At 40.8% G+C, this 24,997-nt stretch carries 23 protein-coding genes; 3 read left to right on the top strand and 20 right to left on the bottom strand.

Annotation, left to right across the window (positions count from 1 at the left end; genetic code table 11):
• Positions 1-12: 12 nt before the first annotated feature.
• From V1502_RS14515 to V1502_RS14540, 6 genes are all read right to left on the bottom strand, one after another.
• Positions 13-1,140 carry a hypothetical protein gene (locus tag V1502_RS14515; protein WP_409251349.1) on the bottom strand — a complete coding sequence of 376 codons (1,128 nt, stop codon included), beginning with the start codon at positions 1,138-1,140 and terminating at the stop codon, positions 13-15.
• Between the two features lie 312 nt (positions 1,141-1,452).
• Positions 1,453-2,640 (bottom strand): M14 family metallopeptidase, encoded by a 1,188-nt coding sequence (locus V1502_RS14520; RefSeq protein WP_409251350.1) that lies wholly within the window; start codon positions 2,638-2,640, stop codon positions 1,453-1,455.
• A 216-nt stretch (positions 2,641-2,856) separates the two neighbouring features.
• A complete protein-coding gene (locus V1502_RS14525; RefSeq protein ID WP_409251351.1) occupies positions 2,857-4,737 on the bottom strand; it encodes an LTA synthase family protein in 1,881 nt (626 codons plus the stop codon).
• Positions 4,738-5,757: 1,020 nt separating this feature from the next.
• Complete coding sequence (locus V1502_RS14530; RefSeq protein WP_409251352.1) at positions 5,758-6,729, bottom strand: ROK family glucokinase; 972 nt, start codon at positions 6,727-6,729, stop codon at positions 5,758-5,760.
• Positions 6,730-6,747: 18 nt separating this feature from the next.
• A complete protein-coding gene (locus V1502_RS14535) occupies positions 6,748-6,945 on the bottom strand; it encodes a YqgQ family protein (protein ID WP_409251353.1) in 198 nt (65 codons plus the stop codon).
• Between the two features lie 446 nt (positions 6,946-7,391).
• A complete protein-coding gene (locus tag V1502_RS14540; RefSeq protein WP_409251354.1) occupies positions 7,392-8,849 on the bottom strand; it encodes a spore germination protein in 1,458 nt (485 codons plus the stop codon).
• Between the two features lie 294 nt (positions 8,850-9,143).
• Here V1502_RS14540 and V1502_RS14545 point away from each other — a divergent pair, with 294 nt between their 5' ends.
• Complete coding sequence (locus tag V1502_RS14545; RefSeq protein WP_409251355.1) at positions 9,144-9,956, top strand: hypothetical protein; 813 nt, start codon at positions 9,144-9,146, stop codon at positions 9,954-9,956.
• On the opposite strand, the gene V1502_RS14550 is transcribed toward V1502_RS14545, so the two are convergent.
• The 9 genes from V1502_RS14550 to V1502_RS14590 form a co-directional block, all read right to left on the bottom strand.
• Positions 9,950-11,509 carry a rhomboid family intramembrane serine protease gene (locus V1502_RS14550; protein WP_409251356.1) on the bottom strand — a complete coding sequence of 520 codons (1,560 nt, stop codon included), beginning with the start codon at positions 11,507-11,509 and terminating at the stop codon, positions 9,950-9,952. The two genes, V1502_RS14545 and V1502_RS14550, sit on opposite strands and share 7 nt — an antisense overlap.
• A gap of 412 nt (positions 11,510-11,921) precedes the next feature.
• Positions 11,922-12,098 carry a hypothetical protein gene (locus tag V1502_RS14555; RefSeq protein ID WP_409251357.1) on the bottom strand — a complete coding sequence of 59 codons (177 nt, stop codon included), beginning with the start codon at positions 12,096-12,098 and terminating at the stop codon, positions 11,922-11,924.
• 234 nt (positions 12,099-12,332) lie between these two features.
• Positions 12,333-13,112, bottom strand: a complete 780-nt coding sequence (locus tag V1502_RS14560; RefSeq protein ID WP_409251358.1) for a DUF92 domain-containing protein — start codon at positions 13,110-13,112, stop codon at positions 12,333-12,335.
• Positions 13,105-13,668 (bottom strand): 5-formyltetrahydrofolate cyclo-ligase, encoded by a 564-nt coding sequence (locus tag V1502_RS14565; RefSeq protein WP_409251359.1) that lies wholly within the window; start codon positions 13,666-13,668, stop codon positions 13,105-13,107. Before V1502_RS14565 ends, V1502_RS14560 begins: the two co-directional genes overlap by 8 nt.
• A gap of 64 nt (positions 13,669-13,732) precedes the next feature.
• Positions 13,733-13,882 (bottom strand): 50S ribosomal protein L33, encoded by a 150-nt coding sequence (gene rpmG, locus V1502_RS14570; RefSeq protein WP_409251360.1) that lies wholly within the window; start codon positions 13,880-13,882, stop codon positions 13,733-13,735.
• 58 nt (positions 13,883-13,940) lie between these two features.
• Positions 13,941-14,558, bottom strand: coding sequence for a hypothetical protein (locus V1502_RS14575; RefSeq protein WP_409251361.1), 618 nt, complete (start codon positions 14,556-14,558; stop codon positions 13,941-13,943).
• Positions 14,559-14,566: 8 nt separating this feature from the next.
• Entirely contained in the window at positions 14,567-15,604 is a 1,038-nt protein-coding gene (locus V1502_RS14580; RefSeq protein ID WP_409251362.1) for a sugar phosphate nucleotidyltransferase, read from the bottom strand.
• Positions 15,601-17,919, bottom strand: a complete 2,319-nt coding sequence (locus V1502_RS14585; RefSeq protein ID WP_409251363.1) for a glycosyltransferase — start codon at positions 17,917-17,919, stop codon at positions 15,601-15,603. The genes V1502_RS14580 and V1502_RS14585 overlap by 4 nt, the downstream gene beginning before the upstream one ends.
• Before the next feature lie 9 nt (positions 17,920-17,928).
• The gene (locus V1502_RS14590; protein WP_409251364.1) at positions 17,929-18,636 is read right to left on the bottom strand and encodes a DUF4912 domain-containing protein; all 708 of its coding nucleotides are present in this window, start codon (positions 18,634-18,636) and stop codon (positions 17,929-17,931) included.
• Between the two features lie 606 nt (positions 18,637-19,242).
• Here V1502_RS14590 and V1502_RS14595 point away from each other — a divergent pair.
• Both V1502_RS14595 and V1502_RS14600 read left to right on the top strand, forming a co-directional pair.
• Positions 19,243-19,602 (top strand): hypothetical protein, encoded by a 360-nt coding sequence (locus V1502_RS14595; protein ID WP_409251365.1) that lies wholly within the window; start codon positions 19,243-19,245, stop codon positions 19,600-19,602.
• Positions 19,603-19,613: 11 nt separating this feature from the next.
• Positions 19,614-20,078, top strand: a complete 465-nt coding sequence (locus V1502_RS14600; protein WP_409251366.1) for a hypothetical protein — start codon at positions 19,614-19,616, stop codon at positions 20,076-20,078.
• 34 nt (positions 20,079-20,112) lie between these two features.
• On the opposite strand, the gene phoU is transcribed toward V1502_RS14600, so the two are convergent.
• The 5 genes from phoU to V1502_RS14625 all read right to left on the bottom strand — a co-directional run bounded on the left by phoU (position 20,113) and on the right by V1502_RS14625 (position 24,696).
• Entirely contained in the window at positions 20,113-20,769 is a 657-nt protein-coding gene (phoU, locus tag V1502_RS14605; protein ID WP_409251367.1) for a phosphate signaling complex protein PhoU, read from the bottom strand.
• Positions 20,770-20,927: 158 nt separating this feature from the next.
• A complete protein-coding gene (gene pstB / locus V1502_RS14610; RefSeq protein WP_409251368.1) occupies positions 20,928-21,755 on the bottom strand; it encodes a phosphate ABC transporter ATP-binding protein PstB in 828 nt (275 codons plus the stop codon).
• A gap of 18 nt (positions 21,756-21,773) precedes the next feature.
• Positions 21,774-22,658, bottom strand: coding sequence for a phosphate ABC transporter permease PstA (gene pstA / locus V1502_RS14615; protein WP_409251369.1), 885 nt, complete (start codon positions 22,656-22,658; stop codon positions 21,774-21,776).
• A 2-nt stretch (positions 22,659-22,660) separates the two neighbouring features.
• Positions 22,661-23,608: a phosphate ABC transporter permease subunit PstC gene (pstC, locus tag V1502_RS14620; protein ID WP_409251370.1), complete on the bottom strand. Its 948-nt coding sequence runs from the start codon at positions 23,606-23,608 to the stop codon at positions 22,661-22,663.
• A gap of 125 nt (positions 23,609-23,733) precedes the next feature.
• Entirely contained in the window at positions 23,734-24,696 is a 963-nt protein-coding gene (locus tag V1502_RS14625) for a PstS family phosphate ABC transporter substrate-binding protein (RefSeq protein ID WP_409251371.1), read from the bottom strand.
• Positions 24,697-24,997: the final 301 nt, after the last annotated feature.

Consider the following 24,997-nt stretch of genomic DNA (forward strand, 5'->3'; position numbering starts at 1 on the left):
GAATCATCCTTCCTACTCTATAATGATTAATTCCACTGCCTCTTTATTAGTCAAATCAACTGCTGTCTTTAATTCATACCCTGTTAAACAGTAATCTCCTTCCGGGGAGCATTGAAGAGGTTCATTATCAAAGCCTGCCAGGATTTCTTCCCGCTGCCCTGTTTCTATATTCCATCGCTCTAAGGTGAATTTCCCATTGTAAGTATCTGCAGGCATGGATTCTGAAGCAGTCAAAGAGACAAACGTGCCTTCGGTGTCTATCTTATCATAATAAGGAATCATCCAGTTAGAATAGCTGCTCAGCAACGGCGTCATAAAAGTAGAGGCAATCGTTCCCTCTTCTGTTATAAACTTATATACCCCCGAACCGTCAACTTCATTGGACATCGTTATAGATAGTATATAGGGATTCATCGTATCAAAAAGTAAAGTCTCCCGTTCTACGAGGGTTCTTTCTTCAGAATATAGATTCTGCGAATAAAGAGGAGCTGTCAGGCTGATACTGTCTTCCGGCCACTCCTGATAGAGAAAGCTGTTTTCCTGATGCCACTTTATGAACGGTTGTTCTGCATTGACTTCTGTTAAGGTGCCTTCTGAGATATTTGCCAGCAAAGTGTTAAAGCTCCAATCTTCTGAAAAGCTGGTAATAAACAACAAATCAGAATTTCCTTCGTTCCATTCAAAGGCAATTTCATAAGAATCTATGTCCTTTTGAAATAGGACCTCCCCCTCCAAATCAATGACCACTGCAGTAGCTGAATAAGTAAGTGGGGCCGTGTGCACCAAAAGTTTCTTTCTGTCAGGACCAAGTTGTGCCTCGACAATAAACTCCGGACTACTATATATTATCCTTTGGTCACCCGTGAAAATGTTATATCCAATCAGCTGGTTGCCATCCTCTCCTTTGGATAGTATCAGCACATTTTCAGAGTCAATCCAATCTATAACTCTCATAAAGGAATTTTCCTTAATATTCAGCGGTTTTAACACCTTTTCAGTCACCAAAGGATGTTCATCAGATTCCAGTTCTGAATCAGAATCAGGTTGAACAGGTTCATTAGTTTCATGGGTCTCCCCACTGCAGGAGGCTAACAAGAAGAAGCAGGAACAAATAAAAAAAAGCTTCCGGATGTTATTCATACGATCCCCCCTCATTTTCTCTCCATAATGATTAGTACGTTTATATTATAAAAATGTTTCAAATCTAATTAAAAATACAATTATTCATGCAACCATCCATCCATTTTTTCCCGTCATTCTCTTCTTCAGTAACCCCTTTAATCAGTTCCTTATAATATCTTTTAGAGCTATGAAAAAGAAAAAAGGTAAAATTAGGTTCTAAAAAAAGGCTGTCAGGTTTTAAAGACCTAGACAACCTTTCTGGTATGAACAGATGACTATTACATTTTAACTTGCATTGACCATTTTCACAAACATTAATATCTGTTTCTTTCATCTGTAAATGGCGACAAGAAATATTCCCAGCACGGATTCATATATTTGATTAAACTGAGACAAAGGCAATGGATTGATTCCTTTGCCCAGCTCGATCGTAAAACCAGGCCGCTTAAACTCCTTGATAAACCAATCTTTGTAACCCGCGTAACTGTCTATATATCTTACAGACCGATATCCGCTGACCCTTTCAAATTCCTCTGCAAGCATTTGAGATTCAGGTGGTTCCAGCCCTTCGTATCCCCAGTAAAATTCTTCTCCTTGAGTATGCAGTGCCAGCACTCTGTCCAGATCTCCTTTTCTCGCAAGTTCGGCCATTGCTAACGATTCAGGTTCGGATAATGGTTTATAGCCTGGGAAATCACGTGGAGCAGGACTTTTTTCTTCTTTTCTTTCCTTTTCCAGTTGCCATTTTGCAGGATATTGGTTATTCAAGTCCACTCCATTTATATTGGCTTTCCATCCTGAGAAATCTGAGCTTCCTTTATTCATTTCAATCAACCGGTCTCTCAAAGAAGCAGGAGGACCTTTGATGACCAAATCCACACCGTCCGGGTTTACCATCGGTACAAGAGATAGTGTAATGGTATTGTACAAAGGTTCTGTGACAACCCCTCTGATCGCTCCACGATTGACCAATGATAGTAGGTACTCATTCATGAACCTCATTAAAATCGGTGTAGTGATCCACTCATTCGCATGAAAAGATGCGTCTATATGAACTTTTTTCGGACCGTTTCCAATGAGGATTTCATAAAGCGGTTTCCCCAACACACTCTTGCCTATCTGATTGACTCTTACAAAAGGAAATGCATATTTCAAACGATTGATATCTCTCTCCATTATCTCAAAAGAATAAGCCTGCTGCCCAGCAATAACAGGTCGCGTTATTCTAAGCGGGACATTGATTACCGTCCCTGCCTGCAGAGCATTAGGGTTCAATCCTTGATTCACGAGCAGCAGCGCATCAACGGCAAGGTTCCTTCTTCTTGCAATTTCCCAGAATGAATCACCTGATTGAATCGTATACTGTCCGACATAAAATCCGGGGATCCTTACCCTTTGACCGATTTGTAAGGCACTGCTGCTTATTTGCGGGTTTGATTCAGAAATCAACGGAAGGGGAAGATAAAACAACTGACTATAGTAATAAAACGTATCGCCTCTTCGGACTCTTACTTCCATTGTTCATTCCTCCTGTAATCACACTCTCTTACTACATGTATGTTGTAAAAAGTGATTGATGACAAGAAAAAAGCCCTGTTTTAGATACCAGCATAAAAACCCAAGTGAAGGTAACACTCTCATGAATAGGCGGCCCTGAGTTCACTTCACCTGGCAAGCAGCCTATTATTCATTAGGAAAAGCCTGCGGCTAAACCGCAGGCTTTAAGATCAGATCCTAATCTTTTTCAGGAGAAATCGCGTCATTCTTCTGTTCGTAGAAGCGAAGCAAATCTCCATAAATAATTTCATCTGAATAATTCAGCTCTTGTTGAGTTCGTTCAATATATGGCTCACAGAATGTCATGTCGTCAGGCTGTTCGGTTTCTTTGTTATAACACTCGCCTTCAGTATAGACATGGTCCTTGGTAATAAAGCTGCCATCTCTTAAGATAGCCAAGTCTTCATGATCCTTTGAGAACAAATCTGTTCCAAATTGAATATCTCCTTTGGTGTCGATTCCAAGCAAATTAAGAATCGTAGGACGAAGATCAATTTGACCTCCTACTTTGGATAAGGTTTTTCCTTCTTCTCCAGGAATATGGATGATTAAAGGCACGCGCTGAAGCTGCGTGTGTACAAATGGATCGACTTCTTTTCCAAGGTATTTACTCATAGCCACATTATGATTTTCAGAAATGCCATAATGGTCACCATACATAACGATCACTGAATCATCATATATACCGGTGTCTTTCAGCTCTTGAATAAAGTTCTTCACCGCTTCGTCCATATAACGTACTGTTTGGAAGTAACGATTTAAAGTCCCTGAGTTTGAGTCAAACTCATCAATGTACTTATCTTCTTCATCAAGGTAGAAAGGATAATGGTTTGTCAACGTAATCATTTTTGTAAAGAAAGGTTTCTCCATCTGCTTCATGTGCTCAACTGACTGAAGGAAGAATGGTGTATCTTTCATTCCCCAGTTTACGGAGTTCTCTTCCGATATTTCATACTCCGTCATTGAATAGAACTTATCATAGCCAAGAGAACCATACATGATATCACGGTTCCAGAAACTTTTATTGTTAGCATGCATCACAGATGTAAAATATCCAGCCTCATCCAAACGCTTTGTCATTGACTGATATTCATTTCCTGAGTGGGTAAAGAACACAGCACCGCGATTCAACGGATAAAGCGAGTTATCCAGGATAAATTCGGAGTCTGATGTCTTTCCCTGCTGTGTTTGGTGATAGAAATTCTCAAAGTAGTAACTGTCTTTGATGAACTCATTCAAGAAAGGAGTTACCTCTTCCCCGTTCATCGTGTTGTTGATCGGGAAAGTTTGCAGTGATTCCAAGGAAACCACAATGAGATTCTTTCCCTTTGCAGCACCAAACATTTCACTATCCGGATTGGCATGACTTGCACGTACATAATTATCAATGTCAGCAAGTTCACTTCCGTCAGCAAGGGCACGTTGTGCTGATGACTTGGACTGAAGGAATGCATCATAGATGTGATAATTATATGTTCCGATATTTTTCACAAGAATCTCTCTGTCAAAGGTACGTGTTAAGAGCTGCGGCCTTTCTGCCTCGGCAAGACCAAGGTTGAAGAAAGTAAGGGCAATCGCCACAAAGAAGTAAGCTCTTCTATTCACCCTGCTGAACGTATTCACTTCAAAGGTGGAAGGCTTAAACTTCACGAGCAAGGCGAGAATTACTGTATCAATGAAATATAGTGAGTCTGACCAATTAACGATTTCGCCTGCGCTTGTGCCAAGGTCTGCAAAGTTGCTTGTCTGCATCAATACAGGCAGAGTAAGGAAGTCATCAAAGAATCGGTAAAAGGCGACATTTCCGTAAAGTACAAAGGAAAGAATGAAACTTGCTGACAGGATATACCTTACCCTCGACTTTTCATTTTTCATAAACAAGCTTACCCCAAAGACAAACAGCAGGAAGCTTAATGGGTTTATAAACAAAATAAATTCCTGCATGACATTTTCAATCTTAATATCAAAACTAGTTTGATAGACAATATACGTTTTTAGCCATAGTAACACTGAAGCAATAATGACTAGTGATACTTTAGGCAGTCTGACGTTCTTCATTTTTTACCTCCTTGCTGCGATTATTTACGCAACAGCTTTCTAATGGAAGATATTGACTTATCCTTCTGATAATCAATCAATATCTTAATACTTTTTTTACATTCCGTCAATTGTAAGTTAATTTAGACAGTTTAGACTGATATATTGGGGTGATTTTCATTTCCCTTATATAAGACGAGCCAAACCTGTAAAAGTTTCAAATAATCTTTATTTTTTCCAGGACCATACTAAAGGCCCAGGTTAAAAGGCGTTGCTATTTTTTCACGGCCCTGCAAAGACTCTCATGGAGCCTGTTCACTTTTTCCGACATATTTGAAATAGTATGACCACCTGCAGCAATATTATGACGGTATTTGTGACCAATATTTAATCATTATTCAAAAGTGTTATCTTTAACTCTGAATAGATGATTGTTCACCATGATACTCCTTTTACGGGTAATGAGCCAGAGCAAATTTATTCCATTTTGCAAATGACTGCACCGGCCGTCCGTTGAAAACACTCCTTTTTTCCTAGGCACTCATACAACCTCAGCGAGAACCGAAATACCACGTCAATAGGATTTACTTCAATTACTCAATTAGAATATAAATTAAGGAAACTCTTTAAAGTTTACAGACCTCCAAAGCACAAGCACCTTGTTTAGCTTAGACAGGCAAAGGGTTCAAGAGAAAAATGCGAGCTTTACGTTCCAGCGGATATGTAGCTACGGGCACTGAAACCAGACGGGAATAATACAGTTAACGTTATCCATCTCAAGTAAAAAAGGCTGTATCCGTATAGATTGCTGCTATCGGAAAAGTCCAAAGTGCCGGATTTTTCCCTTGGATAAAAGGGCTTTTCTAACTGAACAAGGTAATTAGCTCTTTTCTTTCGTGTTTAACAGGGTGACCCTTGTAAATTATGGCTATATCTGTTGGATTTCATAGTAAATATCAACAAAGTTTTAGAAAAGAGCCATAAAAAAAAGTGCTGAGCATGGTCAGCACTTTCGATATGTTTTATTTGTTTGTATGAAAGTTAACCCATTTTGTTTTTTACAAGCCAGGCAGCACCAATGACACCAGCATCATTGCCCAGGGTAGCAATGGAAATGGCTGTCGAGGAAGCAACTGTCGGGAATGCAAATGAGTTAAAGTATTTATCAACCGGATTGAGAAGTACTTCCCCGGCTTTCGATACACCTCCGCCCAAGACAATTTTGTCCGGATTCAAGGCGTTCCCCAGATTCGCAAGTGCAAGGCCTAAATAAAAAGCAAGTTGATCAACGATGGATACAGCAAGAACATCTCCGTTGCGGGCCTCATCAAAAATCTGTTTTGCACTTATTATTCCATCAGATTCCACAATTGAGCGAAGGGATGAGGATTCCTCGCTTTCATCCAATGCTTTTAGAGCAAGGCGTACAACCCCGGTAGCAGAAGCCACCGTTTCAAGACATCCCGTTTTACCACAGTTACATTGAAATCCGCCTTCTGGCACCACGGTAATGTGACCTATTTCACCTGCCGCCCCTCTTACACCGTGAACTATATCACCATTCGTGATAACACCGCCGCCGACACCGGTTCCTAACGTAACAGCAACGATATCCTTTGCGCCATTACCTGCACCCTTCCACATTTCACCTAATGCAGCACAGTTAGCATCATTATCAATGACGCACGGAAGACCTGTTTCAACTTCGAGCAAGTCTTTCAGGGGTGTATTTTTCTCCCACCCAAGATTGACCGCCTCATAGATGATACCGCTTTCCATATCCACCGGTCCGGGCGCACCCATTCCTATACCTTTGAGCTTATCTTTTGGTTCTCCCAGTTCTTCAAGATGATGGTCGATTGATTTTGCGATATCGACAATAATATTCTTTCCATTCTCAGAAGTATCGGTAGGAATCTCCCACTTATGTACTATTTCACCGTATAAACTAATAAAGGCCAGCTTAGTTGTTGTTCCTCCTAAATCTACACCTACAAGCCATTTGTCCGCCATTATATTCACCCTGTTTCTCTATTTATTATTTTCTTTCGACAATTCACTTCGAAGAATCAATATGGACGTCTGAAAATCAGCTGGACTGATCAGCCCTGTTTGATACAACTCTCTCACTTCTTCCTGCATCATTTCCAAATCCGCCATACGGTCACCTAAGTAAATAAATATTCCATACTTTTTTAACATTTGCTGAACATCATACATGTTTTTCATTAGAAGCACCGTCTTTCAAGCTTTGCTAACCCTTACAGTATAAAATAAAGTCATTCTCTTCTCAAGAAAATCCGTGGCAGTGGGAGATATTCACGGGTTTAGACAAAGTTCTACTTGGACTCAGATCATCCCTTTTTGTTTTTTTTGGTAACGAAACGATTTTTTAAGCTGATTTTCGACTAATCTTACCTCTAACTTCATAATCCTCTTCTATAATAGTGTGTTTTATGGCAAAACACACTCATTGTAACCTGAGTACCCTGAATATATAGCGACATATCCATTGGTCAGTCACTTTATGAGTGAACGGACAGGTTTAAGGGTTTTAAGCAGCCTCGCCAGAAAAAAAGGACGAAATCTTTGTGATTTCATCCTCCACTCTATTATTATCATATAGCTTTTGATTTTCTTCACAATCACTGAACCTTTCAAACTTAATGCTCCGATCAACGATCCGGGTCTTGTGGATTAAGAAATCTTGGACGTCTATTCTTTAAAGGCATAGGCGATCTCAATAGTACATCTCTCATGGCACGAAGATTGAACGGTATAAACGGCCACATATAGGGAACACCAAAAGACTTGATTCTGGACAGCAGCAAGATCCATATGGTAACGCCGATAACAAATCCATATATACCAAAGACGGCAGTTGCAATTAACAATGCAATACGGACTATGCGGTTAGCCAGGCTTAATTCATAGCTTGGGGTGGAAAAAGTTCCAATTGCAGCTACTGCAAGATACAGGATGACTTCATTGACGAACAGGCCGACTTCGACCGCCACCTGTCCAATCATCAGTGCTGCCACAAGTCCGAGTGCGGTTGCCAGGGAGGTTGGTGTATGGATGGCAGCCATCCTTAGCATATCTATGCCTATCTCCACGATAAGGAACTGAAAAATAAGCGGCACTTCCCCTGCATCATCCGGACCGATATAATCAATTGCCGGTGGAAGCAGATCCGGCTGGACAGCAAACAGATAGTATAAAGGAAGCAGAAAAATTGATGCCCAGACAGCGAAAAATCGAACCAGTTTCAGATAAGCCCCTACCATCGGTTTGTTTCGGTATTCTTCCGCATGCTGCAAATGGTGCCAGAATGTTGTCGGGGTGATCAACACACTTGGGGAACCATCGACGATAATACAGACATGCCCCTCATATAAGTGGGCTGCTGCCGTATCGGGTCTTTCTGTATACCTGACCATAGGGTAGGGGTTCCAGTGCCTCCCTGAAATAAATTCTTCCAATGTCTTTTCCCCCATCGGAAGGCCGTCAGTATCCACCTTCGATAAATCATTTTTAATTTTTTCCACTAATTCCGGGTCAGCTATATCTTCTAAATAACAAACCACGATATCTGTTTTCGACCTTCTGCCAATTTGTAAATACTCCATCCTCAATGACCGGTCCCTGATTCTTCTCCGGGTTAAGGCGGTATTGAACACCAGGGTTTCTACAAAACCATCCCGGGAGCCCCGTACAACCCTTTCCATGTCCGGCTCTTGCGGTCCCCTGACTGGATAGGTCCTTGCATCAATCAAAATGACCTTGTCTATCCCATCCACTACTAAGGCTGTCGGACCGGCAAGTACCATGTCCGCCACATTGTTCAAATCATCCGTTTCTTCTACTTCCACATAGGGAATATAGGTTTTCATCAATTTTTGCAGGGTATCCCCGTCAAGCTGTTCTTCATCCAGGTCAGCCAACAGCCTCATCAGGTAATGCATAATATCGTCTTTTACGAAACCATCTACCAGATACATGGCCATATTTCTTCCTGCATAAAACAAGTCCAACTGTATAACGTCAAAGCTCTTGTCCACCGCAAGCAATTCTTTAAGGTAATCCGTATTCTCCTTAAGGGAAGGAGAAACCGGCTTCTTCTTATCTGTCACGAGTCACTTCACCTCATTCTATATACAAAACTTGTCAACTTCGTCAGCTCACTTCCCTATGAGGTACCTGCTTTCAGACTGATTCATTGACGATGTCCGCTTAAAATATCCATATTCATCATCCTAGACAGCGGCTTTTAAATTCATACATTATGAACATAATATTTTTGGCCTTCTCATAGAATGACATTAGACGGGACAAACCTGATTAAGTGGGTGAACTATGTGAAGGGAAAATTTTTGATACATATATTAATAGGATTCACTGGCCTCATTCTTGCATGGTGGTTTCTTATGTGGGAGAATCCCCCTGCAAGGGAGAGCATCATTTTTTTTCCTTTGAATGAGAAAGCACAGTACCAGTCAGCCAATACACTTTTAACCCTTAATGATAAAAAGGTAAACGGCTCCTATGAAGTGAATTGGAAAATCGCTTCCGTCCTGGACCAAGACGCATATTTAAGACAAGATATAGGATTTCTTTATTTTAATGGAAGACTAAAAGCCAAAATGAGTGAATGGGAGCAAAATACAGACAGAATTGTCGAAGAGGAAACTGCCCAGGGAAAAGAGAGCAGCCTTCTGCAGGCGATTTCTTTTCATTACTCAGAAATTCATGACAATGAGGACAATTATACAAGCGCCCAAAGTATGTCAGAAGATGAACTTTATATTATCGATTCTAATTTCAGTCCCTTAAGTTCATTCAGAAAACCGGACACTTCCGCCGAGGAAGAATGGAAATCAATTTTGGATAAAGTGGCAAACCAGCAGCTGCAGTATAACTGGGAAAGGGCAATGAAAGAATTTAATATAGAAGGAAAAGATTATTTACAAATCCCGTTGGTTAACCTGCCGGATTACAGCAGCTCGCCACCGGAAGGATTCAGGAGCGATCAATGGAATGACCTTGTGGGGAATTTATGGGAAGGGCTTTATAAAAATTATTTTCTTGGCATCAAATTAAACTCTGGAAAGACCGTTGATTCGATAGACAGTTCAATGCCTCTTATCTTAATCGAGCCAAAAACAGGGGATTTGCTCGTCCTCCTGACAACAAAAGAGGGCGAGCCCGCATTGCTTAAGCAAAAATTCCCTGTTCAATAATTTTTCATCCGGTCATATAATTCTTTGAATTGTTCATTACCCTGTTGAAGCCTGTAAGCTTTTTCCGCGTGCCCTTTGGCCTCTCCCACTTCTCCTCTTTCTTCAAGGAGAAGTGCTAGATTATAATGCGCCTCAGGGAAGTCACCTTCATGGTCCAGTGCCTTCCTTAGCATCGTTTCAGCTTCGGCATATTGCTCATTCTTGATCTTGACGATTGAATATAAGAAGTAGGTATGAGCGTTTCCTTCATCGTCCTCAATCATATCTTCAAGAATGGAGGAGGCACCTTCCATGTCACCATCATTCAATAGCTGCTGTGCCTCGGCGTTATTGATGGAAGGGTCTGAAAATACAGGTCCATTTTGGTACCCATACCAAAGAAATAGAGGAATGACCGTTAAAGCCAGCAACAATGCGCTCATCTGCATTCCCCGTCTCTTAGCCCGGGGTAAATGAACGATAGCCGCTGAAAGGGTCCCGCCTGCGAGACCTCCGATATGTCCGGCATTATCTATTCCTGGGATCGTAAAGCCGAAAGCTAGATTGATTGCGATGACCACCAGAATATTGGTGCCCATTGTACGAAAGAAAATCTTTGGATGTGCAGTGCCAAAGTACAGCAGCGCCCCAAAACATCCGAATATTGCACCACTTGCCCCTGCAGATAATGAATTAGTAAAGACGAAGCTTGCTAAGGTACCGCTGAAACCGGCAAAGATATAAATTAACAGAAACCTTGCATTGCCAAATATCCGTTCGACAGCAGTGCCTAGAAAATATAGTGCAAATGTATTCATTAATAAGTGAAGAAATCCGATATGAATCACCATCGGGGTGAAAAATCTCCACCACTCACCATCGACTATTAACGGGTTATATTTTGCACCAAATCTAATTAAATTCTCTGTATTCTGTGTGCCGCCCGCCATCTCCATAACAAAGAAAATCACAAGCTGAAGAGCAATGAAGATATAAGTGAAAAATGGTTTGCCTCTCGAGAAAAGCGATTTTTCCTCTTTTGCTTTATGAGCCGCAAAAGATAATACACTTTCTTTTAAAGCATGCACTTCGATCTCTTCTATATGTTCTTTAATTTCCCAAATCTTCTCCTCACTAAATGGCGCCGATAATTCCCGGACACCGGTCTGGTGATCATCCCAAGTAATGATTGATGACTGGACAGTTGTCTTAGGTGCCTGCGGAAGAGTCACTGTTTCCGAAGTCAATGCTTCATAATCATCCACTGGCGGATAAGCGCTTATATAAAAATTTTTAAGGAACAACTTGTTTTTCTTCAGGGCTTTTCGAATTTTTTCTCCATTAACAGCTGTTAAATGAACGTCCCGCTTCATCTTGCTGCCCCAATCAAGGTCATGACGCAGCAGTCTTATGACAGGCGCCTGTTTATATGATGGATTTTCCAGCCATAACTGCTGCTGATCCTGGGACATATTTATGATGCGGAACCCTTTTTCTACTATTAGATAGTGTGCCATTTTCCAGAATAAATAGTTAAGGTTGGTGTTCAACAATTCTCCTCTGCCTTTTTTCATAATTTTGACTTTCTTCTACTTAATCACCATCCGGCTCAAAAGTAAAGGCATATGGTTATCTGAAGCCCTTTTGTCATAAATAAAAAAGGATTCTTCTTTAATAACGGTTTTGTTTTGAATTGCAAACATCTAATTAACAAAAGGAATGGTTGAGTAATTCGGGCAAATAAAGCAATGTTAAATTCATATAATAATGGTCAATTGACCTTTCCACTCCAAGGGCGTGACTCCGCTGCAATAAACCTACACTTGCAAAAGTAAAATTCCCATAAAAGCCCCACCTGCCCGAAAACTGGCGTAAAAAAAAGATGTTCACATTCAATAGACGGCACCAATTCCACAGACAACCAGCTGCTTGGGAAATGTAACCGCTATTCATGGTGAACATCCTTCTTATTGCTGCAGTTTTCTCTTAACGAAATGCCGTATTCAGGAATTTCGAACGAAGCCAAGGCAGACTCATAGTCGCCCTGACCACCAGCCTCCGGATTGTAAAATTCCCAAGTAAAACATTTAATAGCTTATAACGGTATTGGTAAAATACAGAAACAAAGCTGGCAATGATGATCCATTTTATGATTCCGTTCATAGCAATCACCCTCCTTGTTCTATATTGTGTACCTTACTGAAATTTTATCCTCTCCTGCATTAATTTTTCTATAAAGCTCGTTCCGTATCCCGTGAAGCTTATGGGTTATTAGATACGCGGCTCCGCTTCAACCAATAGCTCTCTAACTTTATGAAGATTACTACTTTTTCGAAACTTTTTATATTAAAGTTAACCAGGTTGATATTGTTCCTCAGCAGATGATTTTATCTTTCTTTACATTAATAAGGCTGTCACTGTACCTGCAATAAAGCTGGCCGAAAAGTTCACAAATTCATTGTTTACGACATATGCCCCTTTTGTCTTTTCACACTTCATCCCACAGTGAACTGCTGCCTCTGTTACCAGTCCGCAGCGCGGGCATTGATATTCTACCTGAAGAAAAGCTCCAAGCAGGGTATCGACAATACTCCCAAGAAATCCAGTAAAAACGATCAAGACTCCGGCCTTTAAGCCTAAACCCTGAAACAATCCCACGGAAAATATAGCAATTATGAAAGCACCAGCGAAGCTTGCTGAAGTTCCCACCCATGAAACAGCTCCTGATGTGCCCTTCTCTACCCTTCTCCAAGTCTTTACCGACACGGGATTACCTTTGCTTAAAGGGCCTATTTCCGAGGCCCAGGTATCGCCATTGGCTGCAGCCAGTGCAGCAAAGGCCGCGGCCATATAACTTATGTCGTTTGTCCAGCTGTACAAAAGAGCAAACACCATAGCACTCCCGCCATTGGCGATTACCTGCTGCCAATCTCTTTTGGCAGTTTTGGCTAGTTTCAACTCTATATCTGACTTGTCAGCGCTTCGGAATTTGGACCAAAAACTGGACGTTGCAAAAAAGACGCCCAGTACGAACAGCCCCCGCCAACCGAAAGCTGATGCGACCGCCGTTCCGGTCATTACGGCCGCCAGACTTCCACTGACACTCAAATTTTTTGTCTTCCAGCCTGCAACGCTCACTATTAAAATGAACAGAAATAGGAATGCGGGATTATTCACACTTCATTACAACTCCCTCACTGACTATTGCAGCGACCGGAATATCATATTCCTCGACAGGAACTGCCTCAATTAACTGTTCCTGAAAAGCCAAGGAAAGGGTCCTCCCGTGATAATGTTCCAGAAACCGGTCATAGTAACCTCCGCCAAACCCCAGTCTGTAACCGTTTTTCATAAAAGCCAGACCTGGTACAATAACCAGGTCAATATCAGCTGAATCAGCAAGGACATTCTTCTTTGGTGATGGTTCCCACAAACCATAGAATACTTTTTCCAATCCGGCAAAAGATTCAAGGTAATAAAACTCAATCTTATTTTCCTCCGGCACACATTTGGGCACCAGCATTCGTTTCCCTTCTTCCCATCCTCTTCGAATGATCTGCCAGGTATCCACTTCAGGAAAGTTTGAAACGGTAACGGCAATGGTCCCTGACGATTTCCAATCATCCGTTTCATACAACTTTTTGGCAATAAGAAAAGATTTATGTTCATAGACATGCCTTTCTAAAGAAGACAGCAGAGCCTTCTGTTCTTGACGCAACTCTTTCTTGTCCATATAGACTGCACCTCTTTTATCATTTTTCAGGTACAAAAAAAGCAGCAGGAAAAATCCCGGCTGCTTACTTTGTTTCACGATGCAATGTAACTTTTTTTAGTCTAGGGCAATATTTTTTTAGCTCTAAACGGTCTGGGTTGTTACGCTTGTTTTTCGTAGTAATATAGTTACGCTCACCTGATTCTGTGCAAGCTAAAGTAATGTTTACACGCATTGTTTATTTCCCTCCAAACTTAGCTATCTTCATCTGTTCATACGACTTTTCTATAATATCACTTTTTCCGATGAAATGCTAGTCTGTTTTTCAAGTGTTTGTGTAAATTTCGTAAATCTTCCTTGGTTTCTGCTTCAACCCCTAATACATGGCCCTGGATTTTCTGCAAGGGAGTAAACAATAAATCAAAACAAACCACAGTCAGGGCAGCTCCTTTCAAAAGAGGCTGGTATGGAATCGATCCTGTTCTCAACGTCTCTTTCCAATGGAAGATTCCTTTATCCGAAAGCGGGTACACCGACCTTCTGATTAGGCCACTGCCGTTATTCACTTGGTAGTCCACCAAAGAATGCTTAGTCGAAGAATAATGATATACCGGATGATTATCAGGTGAAATGATACTGATTCGCTCCTTCCCATCTGTTCTCCAATCTAAAAGGAAGAAAATTTTCAATCGGCGATGGACCCTCATCTTGTTTTCAACTGAAAAGCTGAGGATACTGCCTTCCGTAAATGTTTCTTCTTTAACCACATAATTAAAATCTTTCCAATTGGAGAAGTTTGAAAGTTGCTTTGATTCTATTCTGTTATTCTCCCGGGACCATGCAAAAATCTCATAATGAAAACGACTGACAGGACTGTTATACGTTTGGGCATGTGATAAATTAGTTTTCATCTTCCTCTCTACACCCTTTGCCATTGTTTTATTTTATTAAAGTAATAACCCGCAAATTCCTTGGCAAGATTTCTGCGTTCTGCATTTGAGTAGATGATAAACCCATTGCTTGGCTTGTCAATGATTCTGGTCCAGCCGCCAACACTGTGGGAAATCAGGACTCCATCAAGATTCAGGACCGGCGTTTCTCTTTGTTCTTCCACCAGTTTACTTATTATCTGCTGCTTTTGATGATCGGGGCAGGAGACCATCATTCGGGTCAGGTAGTTAAGGGTACTCTCAAATCCTGCTTTCACACTACTACGTTCTTCTATAGAACCAGCCCCTGCCTTTTCTCTCATTTTCCCATTAAGGTAATCTTCCCTCGCCAGCTTATATTGTTCTGGATTGCCGATATCCCGCCAGTAATCTTCCGTTTCAAACACATAAATGCTATCCCGTTCTCTAATCATCCTGGGAAACACATCCCTGCTGAAGTCTGTACTCCCCTCAAATCGGTACTTTTTCAGTAAATCGGGTTGAATCACGTAAATCCCAGTGTTGATTAGATTACTGTTAAATTCCCTGGATTCTGGTTTTTCCGCGAATTCAATCAACTTTCCTTCTGCGTCTATCTTGCATACTCCATAACCGATTGGATTCTCCATTTCTTTCCCTACAATAGTCAACGGAGAGCCTTTCTTCTGATGAAATTGGATGGCATCCTGCAGAGAGAGGCTTGTAAAAGCATCTCCGCTTATAACGACAAACGTTTCATCAAGGTAACTACTGGACTCAAAAACTCCTCCAGCAGTTCCCAGCGGCAGATCTTCTTGAAAGTAGGTAATGTTCACACCAAATTTACTTCCGTCACCAAAGTACTCGGAAATTTTTTCAGCTTTATAACAGGTTGTAATCATGATGGATGTAATACCATTTTCTTTAAGCAGAGCAATATTGTATTCGAGAATAGGCTTATTCATGATAGTGACCATAGGCTTTGGTACTGAAAGGGTATAGGGCTTCAACCGGGTCCCTTTGCCGCCTGCCAGAATGACCGCTTTCATAAGCTTGCGCCTTCCACTTTATGTTGAAGGGTCAATTCCTCATAAACCTCGAGGGTTTGCTTTGAAATCCGTTCCCAGCTGAACATCATTTCTGCCACTTTATATCCGTTTTCTCCCATGCTTTTTTTCAGTCCGCAAGTTTCCTCTAGGTTCATGAGGCAAGACTTAAGGCTTTCCGCATTGCCCGGTTCAAAGAGCAGTCCTGCGTAGCCATGTTCAACCAATGATTTAAGCCCACCTGTTTTCGAAGCGATTACTGCTTTTCCCGCTGCCATTGCCTCAAGGGCTACAATGCCAAAAGGTTCATAGATACTCGGGAAAATAACTGCTTCACTTTGAAAAAGGAGAGCGTTACGCTCAGAATCACTTACAAACCCTAAAAAGTGAACGAACTCTTCCAACCCTTTCTCCTTAACCTGAAGACGATACTGTTCTAAAAGCGGACCTTTACCGGCAATGACAAAATGAATCTCTCTCTCCTTATTGATCCGTTCTGCTGTCTCAATAATCGTTTCAAATCCTTTTTCATGAACCACTCTCCCTATAGAGAAGTAATACTTCTTCCCTTCAAGGGACTCTCTTATTGGACCATAGTTGTCCTGAGATACATTTTGAAGGTTGACTCCATTAGGAATGATAGACACCGCTAAATTCTTCCTCGGCTCAAGCTGTGCGAGCTCTTCTTTCATATGATCGCTGCAGAGGATCACTTGATTGGAGGCAGCCACCAGTCTCCTTTCTTCTTCGTGAATCCGCTGCTGGAGATTAGTAAAAATCCCTTGGTTTCTGCCATATTCTGTAGCATGTAAGGTTGTCACTAAAGGAACTCCATAATGATCCTTCAACATAGCTGCTGATTTTCCAACTATCCAATCATGTGCATGTATAAGATCAATCTGTTCTTTTGCCATAATCTCACTTGCTTTATCGATGAATGAGAGGTTCAGCTGGAAAACCCAATGCAGGAAATCTTCCTCCATCGGATGAAGAGGACCGGTTCTGTAAACATGAACCCCTTCATCCACTTCATAATCAGGGACACTGTCCGTCGAAGCAGTAAGTACGATTACTTTACACCCTTTTTTAACTAGGGACTTTGATAGATCATGCACATGCCTGGAAAGCCCGCCTACAATGTTTGGGGGATATTCCCATGAAAGAAGCAGCACTGTCTGTTGTTTAGTTGAAGAAGGTGTTTCTTCTCCCGCTGATTTTTCTGGAAGCTCAATAGGGAGATATTCAAGACTTTCCCTATATTGGAGCAGGTGGCTGTTATCCAGCTCACTCTTGAGTTGGCTCAGCTCCCTGAATGCTTGTAAACTCGTGGAATTCAGCTCATGCTTCGCTTGAAGATGATGGAGGCTGGATATCCATTCTCTGATCAACTGTTGAAGAACCTTCGAATCATGGGATGTGGAAGAGGTTAGGTCTTTCAGGGTTGTCTCCATCATATGCAGTTCCCGCATATGAACAAGAGCCTTATCTGGGAGGATGACCTCACCTTGTTCCATCCCCATGAAACCAAATCCTGCTCTAGTCAATGCCCCTCGTTCCGTCAGATGGTTTTCTTCATTAAAAGGCTGCAGCTTAAAACCGTTATTTTGCAGGTTTACAATATATTGATCCAGTCCTTCAACACCATCACCATTAACGACAATATGGTGCTTATTCGTCTGCAGATTGACCGGAATCAGCCGCATGCCTCGAGGAGTCCTTAAGACAGAAGCGGTCACCTCGTCTTTCTCACTGTATTCAAATGTGGATCTGGAAATAAACGAGTATTGTATTCCATGTTTCATTAAGAAGAGATCGATACCTGGAGTATAGGCACATTTAGGGAGCCAAAACCCTTTGGCTGCTTTTTGGAAATGTTGATTATAAAGCTGTATTGATTGTTGAAGGAGCAAATGTATACCCCAGCCTGTGATTAGATGGGTAACCGGAAAATTAACCACGGTGGATGGAATGATCGTCAGACTTCCTTGTTCCTGGAGCATGTTAAGTGCGGTAGGTATGTCACGATGAATATTCATCCATGCGGAATACAACTCTTCAATATTACGATTGTCTCCTTTTCTGCTTTCCTGCATGGAAGTCATGAAAAATTGTTCAATGTGTCCTTTTGCTGCATCTTCAGAGAGCCAATCGATAACCAGCGGATTTACAACGTAGGCAATACCCGGATACTCCTGCCCCTTTTTCATCACCCCCAGGCACTCACTCATTAATTGATACATGTGTTCTGGACTTTGTTTAATATCTGAAGGGAATAGGGAAACTGTATTAGATAAGATCAAAACGGATACCTTTTCCATGACTTCCTCCTAATTCTTTATATAGTATGAATATGTACTTACGTGCTCTACCCATTGAGGTTTCTTTGCTATACCCTCTTCAAATTTATGGAGCGCCTGCAAGTGATGGTAGTCCTGGTGATGCCCGGTTCTTGGTGTATGAAACACACTGGATCGTGTGATTCCTGTATACCGCCCGTTCTCTTCGACTATTCCGTACTCCACACAATAAGCACGGTTTGGCTTAAGGCTGTTGACGAACCAATGGGAGGATTGGGGATGCAGGATGATGTCTGTATGACTATGATGATTATGACCGTTAAATGATATTGAAGTGATATCAAATACTCTCAGGCAATAGTGGAATTGATCTTCATTAAGACCTTGAAACTCTCTTACTTGTTTCACAATCGAACCAGGGATATCCCAGTAACACAATATTCTCGTGGAATCTGAAAACATCACTGTCAATTCCGCTTTTAGAGGCTTGAGGACATCTTTTTTTAGAGAGACCCTGCCTTTATATTTACCCTGCCTCTTAGGCTTTGGCTTTTGCTCCTTTTCAATCTTCTCTTCGGTCTTCTCGGAGGCGGCCGCAACAACAGACTTTGCCGTGTCCAGCGTTCTTTGATACTTGACCCATTGGTACTGTACTTTTCCGACTGTTGTGTTCATTTCTTTAGCGATTTTTCTAAAAGATAGGCCTTGTCTTCGGTATTGGATAATTTGCTCAAGCATTACGTTCACCCCTGAGATAATTTTTGGTTTATATGCAATGGTTACAATATTTATTCGTCTATTTAATCGTATCACCAAGGGCAAAAACCTACAATAAACGCATTTTGTCGCATTTTGCTATTATGCATTAAGACAATGAAAGAAGTGCAAAAAAAATTCGTTTTCTGTTGATTTATTGACCTTCCCACAAGGTCAGCAACGGAAAACGACATGTTTTTTAATGGAGCTATGTGAAAAACGGAGGTTCTTGTTAGTATTATAGGAAGGTTTAGTAAAGGATGTGGGTTCTTCAAATGAGAAATATTTATTAAATGCATGATGATTGAAGGGGAAGTTGCATCACCACCTGCAGAATCAACGGGAATGGTAAGACCAATGTTAAATGCCCACTGGCACGCCGCTCACACGTAACGCTCGAACCCTCAGTCCGGGAAATGGCTATCCATTCCCTTATGGAAACTGGTAACTTCCATTACTCATCCAAGTTAAAGGTAAGAAGTCCTGATGACAGCTGTTCTTATTTACGCATAATCTGCTGCATTACCTAGAGAAATCAGCAAATCTATGCTATAAATAATAGGTAGCAAACTCATTTGAGGTGAATTTATGACAACTGTAATCATCAGCCTGTTCTCGCTATCCGCCTTGCTTTTTATCCTTTCTTTTTTTCAGAAAGACCGCTATAGAACTTTGGAAAAAGAGTTGGAAGAGCTTTCGATGAATTTCCTTCAGGAAAATTACACATTAAAGAAAAGGCTTAAGGTTCTTGAAGAAGAGCTTTTGATGGATGAAGCGCCAATTTTTCAGCCCCTCCCGGCAGCGCGGCCTAAAAAGAAGGTACATGAAATTGTAAAAAATCAGGTTTTGGCTCTCCATTCCCAAGGTATGAACTTAGAACAGATCGCCAGGCAATCAGCTTTGCCAATAGCTGAAGTTCAAGATATTATCAAGGATAAGAGCGTCTGAAAGGAGTATCCATGAACAAACAAAGCACAAGAGCTCTAGCAACCGGGATATTTCTTTCTGCCATTATCCTCCTTCTTTTTTCATATTTTGAAGATGAAAAATCTGATCCATTAAAACGCTTGGAAGATCAAGGATACGTAGTCCTTGATCAGGAAGAAGCAAAGAAACAGAAAGATGAAATTTCCGATTTACAAAAACAGATAGAGACTTTGACACAAAGCAAGAGTACAAAAGAAGATAAAGAGGACGAAGCTGCTGACGATGTAACTAGGAAGGAAATTACACTGACTGTTACACCGGGAATGACTCCGATAGAAATTGCGGACGAGTTGGAAAGCAGCGGAATCATCAAAAATGCCAGTGACTTGAACAGTTATCTGATTAATAGCGGCCTCGCCGATAAAGTACAAATCGGAGAATATAAGCTTCATTCTGAGATGACTCTTGTAGAGATAACCAAACTTATTACAAACTAAAAGGCAGCCAACGAGGCTGCCTTTTTTAGTTTGTTTATGCATTTAAGTCAAAACGTCTGCCTTTAACCAGATAGAATACACCTTCTGCCACGTTCGTTGCATGATCTGCAGAACGCTCAAGATAACGGCAGATGAACGATAACTGGGTAATTTGATCCGTGAACTCTGGCTTTTGCTTATTCAACGTAAGTAATTCTCTAATGGTTTCACCATACAAATCATCAATTTCATCATCAAGGTCAGCAATCTTTTTAGCCTTAACAACATCTTCTTCAACAAATGATTCCAGCGTAAGGTTCATCATGTTAGATGTAAGTTGGTACATCTTTTTAATATTTTGGATAGGCTTAATCAGTGGTTCCTTCCCGATGCGGATTGTTGATTTAGCAATGTTCACTCCGAAGTCAGCAATTCTTTCAATATCAGAAGCCACTTTAATCGTCACAATGATTCTGCGAAGATCGGTTGCGACCGGCTGTTGCTTAGCAATCAGTAAAATGGCGATATCATTAATTTCTTCTTCAAGTAAATCAGCGTGCGTATCATCCTCAATTATTTCTAATGCTTTTTCAATATCCTGCTCCTCAAGAGCTTTGATACTTTCCTCAAGAGCCTTATTGGCAAGCCTGCCAAGTTCCATTAATTTCGACTGTAAATCCTGTAAACTTTCATCAAATTGACCTCTAGCCATGAGTACCCCTCCGAATAAATAATGTTAAACGATAGCTTGTATTATGTTTCATTATAGATTGACCATCCATACTTTACAACGTTCCTTTTAGAAAACCTTTTTAGTATATAAGGTATATGAAAAAAATCCCTAGCTAAAACTAAGGATTTTTTTCATGATCAACCGAATCTTCCTGAAATATAATCCTCTGTTCTCTTATCACTTGGAGTCGAGAATATAGTATCAGTCTTATCGAACTCGATGACTTCCCCATTCAAGAAGAAAGCTGTTTTATCTGAAATACGTGCTGCCTGCTGCATATTATGCGTAACGATAATGATGCTGTAGTCTTTTTTCAGATCTTGAACAAGTTCTTCTACCTTCAACGTCGAAATGGGATCAAGGGCAGAGGTTGGTTCGTCCATCAAGATGACATCCGGTTCGATTGCCAAACAGCGGGCAATGCAAAGACGCTGCTGCTGACCACCTGAAAGGCCATAAGCATTTTCTTTTAAACGATCCTTTACTTCATCCCAAATCGCTGCACCACGTAAGCTTTTTTCCACAATTTCATCAAGAACCTTTTTATTCTTGATACCATGGATTCTTGGTCCGTATGCAACATTGTCATAGATTGATTTCGGGAATGGGTTTGGCTTTTGGAATACCATTCCGACTCTTGTTCTCAAATCCTCAACAGTGAAGGATTTATCCAGGATGCTCTGGTTTCTGTAATTGATTTCTCCGGAAATGCGGACAACAGGAATCAGCTCAACCATTCTGTTCAACGTTTTAATGAAGGTGGATTTACCACAACCGGATGGCCCGATAATAGCTGTTACTTCATTTTCATTTATCGCAAGGTTAATGTTTTTTAACGCCTTGTCTTCTCCATACCAAAGGTTAAGATCTTTTGTTTCATATACAATATTTTTCTTTTGGCTGCTGCCTTTATCTTCATTTAAAGTAACTTTGCTTTTTTTATCGTTCTCGGAAATTACTGCCATTGAAAAAACCTCCTAAGATTAAAATCTCTTCTGAAACTTGTTTCTGATAATGATGGCGATTGAGTTCATAGCGAACAATACAATTAACAATACAACAATCGTAGCCGCTGCTAAATATGCGTATTCGTCTGTCAAAGCAGAGTCAACTGTCCAATAATAAATCTGCATCGGCATTACGGTAAATTTGTCAAAAACACCATCTGGCAGAGGAATCAATAACGCTGGAATACCGATAACGACAAGTGGTGCAGTTTCACCAATAGCACGAGATAAAGCTAAGATTACACCTGTTAAAATACCCGGAATAGCTGTCGGCAAAACGATATTCTTAACAGTCTGCCATTTCGTAGCGCCCATTCCATAGGAAGCTTCCCTTAAAAATTGCGGTACTGCTCTTAGGGCTTCCTGACTTGCTACAACTACAATCGGTAACACCAGGAGGGACATCGTCAAACCTCCGGCTAAAACAATATTACCTAAGTCTGCCATACGAACAAATACTGTCAAACCAAGAATACCGAATACAACGGATGGCACACCGGCAAGGTTACTGATATTTGTCTGGATCATTCTCTTAAGCTTGCCTTCTTTTGCATATTCTTCAAGGTAAATTGCGGTACCGACACCAAGGAACATAGTTACTGGTGCCACGACGATCATCAGCCAGACTGTTCCAAGGATGGCCCCTAGGATACCAGCTTTTTCAGGGTTAACGGATAACTTCCCTGAAAGAAATCCGAAATCAATCCATCCGATACTATCAGCAACAACTCGATAGATCAAGGTTACCAATACGACTAATCCAAATAAAATTGAAAATAAAAATATATTCTTGGCGAGCTTATTCTTGAATAAGCGTGTTCCCATTTGTTTTTGTACTTGTTCTGCGTCTACATATTTCATAATTAATATTCCTCCCTGAATCTACGAGAAATATACTGTGCAATCAAGTTCATGATTAACGTGAATACAAACAGTGTCATTGCAACTGCATACAGACTGTAGTAGATCGTTGTCCCGGCAGCTGCTTCCCCGCCGGTTACTTCCACGATATATGCGGTCATGGTCTGCATGGATTGAGTAATATCAAAGGTGAAGTTTTTGTTACTTCCTGATGCAATCGTAACAATCATTGTTTCACCAATCGCACGTGATATACCAAGTACAAAGGAAGATATAATTCCAGAAATAGCAGCAGGAATAACTACTTTCCAAGTGACTTCGAGTTTTGTTGCACCAAGTGCAAGTGCTCCCTCTCTCATTGAGTTTGGTACAGAACTCATAGCATCCTCAGAAAGAGATGCCACCATCGGGATGATCATGATTCCCATTACTATTCCTGGACTGAGGATATTAGTGGGCTCTAGTGCAGGAATAAATGATCTTAGTAGAGGAGTCACAAATGTAAAGGCGAAGAATCCGTAAACAATTGTCGGAATTCCAGCCAGGATTTCAAGAATTGGCTTCAAAGTTCTTCTTACTTTTTCTGAAGCATACTCACTTAGATATACAGCAGACATCAAGCCTACCGGTATAGCAACAAACATAGCGATTACCGAAGATATAATCGTTCCTGTCAACAGCGGCAGTACCCCAAACTGCGGCTCTCTTCCGATTGGATTCAGTTCTGTTCCTGTGAAGAAATCTAAAAATGGAACATCCCTGAAGAAATTAACTGTTTCTGTTAATAACGTGATGACAATTCCAATTGTGGTGAATATTGATATTGCCGCAATGGCAAATAAAAACTTCGGAACGAACTTTTCCATGACAGAATTGATGTTCACGGTACTCTTCTTTTCTTGAATCATGTCGCGAACATTCAACTTGCCATTCGATCCTGAATGTTTCATTTTGTTAACCCCTTTCATCCTTCAACCCATTAAGGAAAAAAATTACTCTAGTATTAATAACACACAAGAAGATGAGAAGGATATTTCCTCTCATCTTCCGAGCATTACAGGTAATTACTCAAATATTATTGAATCTCTTCTAACTTAGCAAGATTTTCTTCAATTGTTTCGTCTGAAAGTGGAGCAAATCCAGTTTCAGCAGCAACGTCTTGAGCATTGTTCATAAGAAACTTAGCATAGTCAAGAACTTGCGGTTTTTCAGCTGCCATGTTCGTGTTCAGGTAAGTGAATACCGGACGAGTGAATGGTGCGTATGGAGCGTCGCCTAAGCCAATTGTTTCAAGGTCAGGTTCAACTGGACCATTACCAAAGTCAACTGCTACAGCACCAAGCTTGTCTTTGTTGTTTTCATAATATCCATATCCGAAAAATGCGATTGCATTTTTATCTTTTGATACAAGGTCAACCAATGTTGAATATTCTTGCTGTAGATTTACAGAATCAACAAAATCTTTTTCTTCCATGATTGATTCAAACATGAATTCGTTTGTTCCATGGTTTTCGTTTGGACCCATAGGTTTGATTTCTTCATCAGGCCATTCAGAGTTGATATCAGACCATTTTGTTACGCCGCTTTCAGCAAGGAAGATGTTCACAACTTCTTCTTGAGTCATTTCAGTTGCCCAGTCATTTTCCGGGTTGATAACAAAAGTCAATCCGTCAAGAGCAACTTGGAATTCCATAACATCAATTCCCAGCTCATCTGCTGTAGCTTGTTCTTCTTCTTTAATATGGCGAGATGCATTGTTGAAATCAGTGCCGCCGCCTTCAACTAGGAATTTTTTGAAACCGGCAGAAGTACCTGCACGGCTAACTTCTACAGAAACATTTTCGTTTTCAGTCATATAGTTTTCAGCCATTTGTGCCATAAATGGATATACAGTACCAGATCCATCAATCACTACACTGCCTTCAACGGAAGCAGAATCTCCACCTTCACCATTTCCTCCGTTGTTTCCACATGCAGCTGTGAAGATTACTAATGTTGTCATCACTACTAGAAGAAGTAGTCCTTTGAAGTTCTTCATTCCTAAATTCCCCCTAAAGAAATTTTGTTTTCTTGCCTACGAGTAATAGAATAATAGAGAAGTGTTAATTCGGTTTTAATCGATTGTAAAGGTTTTGTAAATTCGACATTATTCATGTTTAGCTGCATGCATTTAAGGAAATTTTTATCGAATTATGGATATTATTTGCCTCCCTGAGAATATTATTCACCCTAAAAAAATGTATCTCTTCTCCCAGGGTGGATTTATTTAGATTGAGATACTCCAAAAGATTTAAACATCCCTTTGTAATTCAATGGTACAATACCACTCTTTACTTTAC

The sequence above is a fragment of the Rossellomorea sedimentorum genome (assembly GCF_046237645.1).
In the GTDB taxonomy this organism is placed as follows: domain Bacteria; phylum Bacillota; class Bacilli; order Bacillales; family Bacillaceae_B; genus Rossellomorea; species Rossellomorea sedimentorum.